Here is a 3,158-nt window from a genome sequence, read left to right as displayed (position 1 = left end):
TGGTTGAGTTGCCGATACACAAACCGAATCGGTCTGAGGTAACGCCGATTGGATTTATGGGGTTCGGATATGGCTTGAATCAATCCAGGATACTGCTGCAGTTGTCCGTCATACACACATGTCGAATGAACGGCTTCGATAACATCTCGGGGATGCATCAGGTTCGGACGGTTGAAAGGTGACATGACGTTTGCGGACTGTAAGAGTGTGGCTACGAATTCTGAACAGAAGAAATGATCAGGACGTTCCCACGAATACTGAAAGTAAGCAGGCAGCAAGCCAAGCAAGTTGTAATGCCAATCAAGAGGGTTCGCTTCAAAAGACTGAAGGTGCGTTTGAACCACTTGCCATTCCTGGTCGCTGACCTGGAGGGTGTACACCCGACCACTGGACTCTTTGTAAAACGAATGACTGAAGTCTTCTTTGGTGAAGCCAGCCATGAGTGGATTACTCGGTTGGCGTCGTCCGAAGCTGTAGACCTCGGATAAAGATGCGTCCAGGGCAATGGACAGATGATTATACGGATACCGGCTGAATAGGCGGATGCTTTGGCTAAGGACTGTTTGATTGTTGGTTTCAATAAGATAGATGATTGGCATGATGATTCCCTCTCAATTACACTGATTTTTTATTTTTAAAATACGATGCCAACTGCTAGACTCGAACTGCGACCTCTTCTTTAAGAGGAAGGGTTCTAACGACTGAGCTAATAGGCGGAAGGGGGATGGCAACATGTGTATCTTGCCTCTATCCTAACGATTCCTGTATGGTGATTAATTTATTTTAAGTAGCTGGTTCACGAAAATCAAATTGTTCTTTAAGTTGCTCAGCTGTTTTCAGTTTGGCTTCGGTTGTTTTGTATATTTTAGCGATGTCAATAAATATATCGCCAAATTTAATTGTATACTACTTATGAACCGTTTGTACAGGTTTTATTGCACTTGATTTTTCAACAGGCTTCATAACAGGCTTGCTCTTTGTCGATTTCTCAATAAAAGCGTTTTCTCTATTACCTGAAAAGATTTAAAAGGAAAGTGGACGTCGCAAACGTCCACTAACAACTAAACAGTTCTTGGGTTGGTACCGGTGAACGTTCCTAACGCTCACTGGAGATGATCTGTTTGGTGAGTGGGCACTATAGCTTTTATTAATACCCACTGAAGATCAGTCACCGAGCGAGCAGGTACTAAAGGGGATCGCAAAGACCCACTGACGAAAGACGACATACTGAGTGGTCACTATAACACGTTAGTAAGGCTAACTGTAGGAATTCTGCTAACCGAGCAGTCACTAGTGGGCCGCAGTAACGTCCACTGAACGAAACCTGATAACTCAGCGGTCACTAACAGACGTGACTAACGTCAACCAAAGATAATGCACCAACCGAGTAGTCACTAAAAAAAGTGCTGGTGCCTACTGGAAATATCTTTTCACCGAGTGGGCACTAAATTTCACTGTTTGATAGCTGGTGTTGCTCCTTTTTGGTTATTTAAGCGATATGGATCTATAAGTACCCTTGATTTGGTTGGCTGTGATTGAAATAGTGATGAGTTATGCCAATTAGGAGCTTATTGAACGCTCTCCAGCAGAAAACAATTTAAGTGATATCAATGAGGTCCTGATTAGGCGTGCTCGCCTAATCATTCATCTTGTTAGGCAGTGCCCATAAACCGTTGATCTGATAGACTCAATTAAAAAATCTATTGAAAGTTCTTAGGATATATCCCACCAAATTTAATTAGTCCTATACTTACTGGGGAGACGTATTTATTTTTATAAAAACGTTTGCTTACCAATTTTACTGTGGTAAGATGAATATATGAATTTTTAATGAATAAAATTTATTTTTTCTCATTTTAATTCATAGAATCAGCTTTTCAGCACTGATCATTACATAAAACGAAAAAGAACACTAATCGAAAAAGGCAAACCTTCTGAAAAGATGGGACGCAAAACTATAGGGGCTAAAGACAATGTCTATGCCTGCCAGTTGCCGTTATACAAGCACACTCTTGTAAGCGGGAGTGTGCTTTTTTGTATAAAAGGAGGTGAAAATGAGGAGTGTCTTTAAAGAAAAATTTCGCGGCTATCATTTTAACGTCTACACTGCTGCTTTTAGTTGGATGTAATGATGAAACACTTGCGGACGCTAAAAGTGACGAGAGTAGTATAGAAAGTCATGAAACAGCGGAAAAGGACTTTCTATATGAAAATGAAGCCTTTGGTATACGTATTTCCCAAAGCATGGAGTGGCGATTAGAATCAGAGAAAGAATCTGACAACTTGACCGTCGTGTTGAATCATAATAAATTAAGCGCTATTGTTTCATCTGTCTCATCGACAAACACCTTTGAAGATATAAAAAAAGAATTATTGAAGGGTGCTGATAAGGTATCGATCATCGCAGAGGAAGACGGTTATCTTTCTTACAAGTCGAAACTGAAAGAGCCTGTCAGAACAGATGTCTATTTTGAAGAACATAATGACTCGAAAAATTACATAATCGTCTTTATGTCGCCGTCATCTGAATATGAAGCTAATCAGCCCGAGATAGAAAGTTTGTTGAGCAACATCAATTTAAACTAAAGAGGAGCAAAAAATGATGAAAAAAAGAATATATAGTTTGGTATTAGGAACCGGCTTGATCCTTGGTAGCAGCCAAGCGCTAGCAGCCGAAATGGAAGATGTCGTCAATCCGGATTCAGAACTCTATGATACGACTCGCGTTATGGAAGAGATAGAGTATGACTTGACAGATGACGCCGGAGACCAAGCACTCCTTCAAGATGGCTATGCAGTCGAAAGAGTGGCGGAGTCGGAACTGGCCCTGGAAAGTGGCGACGTTGAATTAGCGGAAGATCTTTTGGAAGAAGCGAATGAGAGCACCGATCAGGCGGAAGCTGACCTGAATGATGCGATAGAGACTGAAGACGAGTCCGTTGAAGAAGTAGAAAAAACATTAGCGGAAAGTCTTGAAGCACGCACAATGAAATTGCGAACATTCTTGGACCGCGAAGACCTTCCAGAGCAAGCCAAGATAGGCATTTCAAGGGCCTTGAAACAGGTGGGAATGGTTGTCAAGAGAGCAGAGGAACGGACTGTTTTACAGACTAAACTTGCAGCAGGTGAATTAACAGAAGAAGAATTTGAAAGCGAAA

The 3,158-nt window shown here is 41.5% G+C and carries 3 protein-coding genes and 1 riboswitch; of the genes, 2 read left to right on the top strand and 1 reads right to left on the bottom strand.

Annotated features, from left to right (window positions below; genetic code table 11):
• A partial coding sequence (locus tag R6U02_RS04200) for a hypothetical protein (protein WP_410262386.1) occupies nucleotides 1-599 on the bottom strand: 599 nt, incomplete at its 3' end.
• Nucleotides 600-1,914: 1,315 nt separating this feature from the next.
• A riboswitch (cyclic di-GMP riboswitch) is annotated at nucleotides 1,915-1,998 on the top strand.
• A gap of 63 nt (nucleotides 1,999-2,061) precedes the next feature.
• Here R6U02_RS04200 and R6U02_RS04195 point away from each other — a divergent pair.
• Together R6U02_RS04195 and R6U02_RS04190 are read left to right on the top strand one after the other, a co-directional pair.
• Entirely contained in the window at nucleotides 2,062-2,586 is a 525-nt protein-coding gene (locus R6U02_RS04195; RefSeq protein WP_410262385.1) for a hypothetical protein, read from the top strand.
• Between the two features lie 13 nt (nucleotides 2,587-2,599).
• The coding region (locus R6U02_RS04190; RefSeq protein WP_410262384.1) for a DUF5667 domain-containing protein at nucleotides 2,600-3,158 on the top strand (559 nt) is incomplete at its 3' end.

This window comes from Alkalibacterium sp., assembly GCF_046484155.1.
GTDB lineage: Bacteria > Bacillota > Bacilli > Lactobacillales > Carnobacteriaceae_A > Alkalibacterium.
Note: the sequence above shows the minus strand (reverse complement) of the source record. Positions and strands in the feature narration are given on the sequence as shown.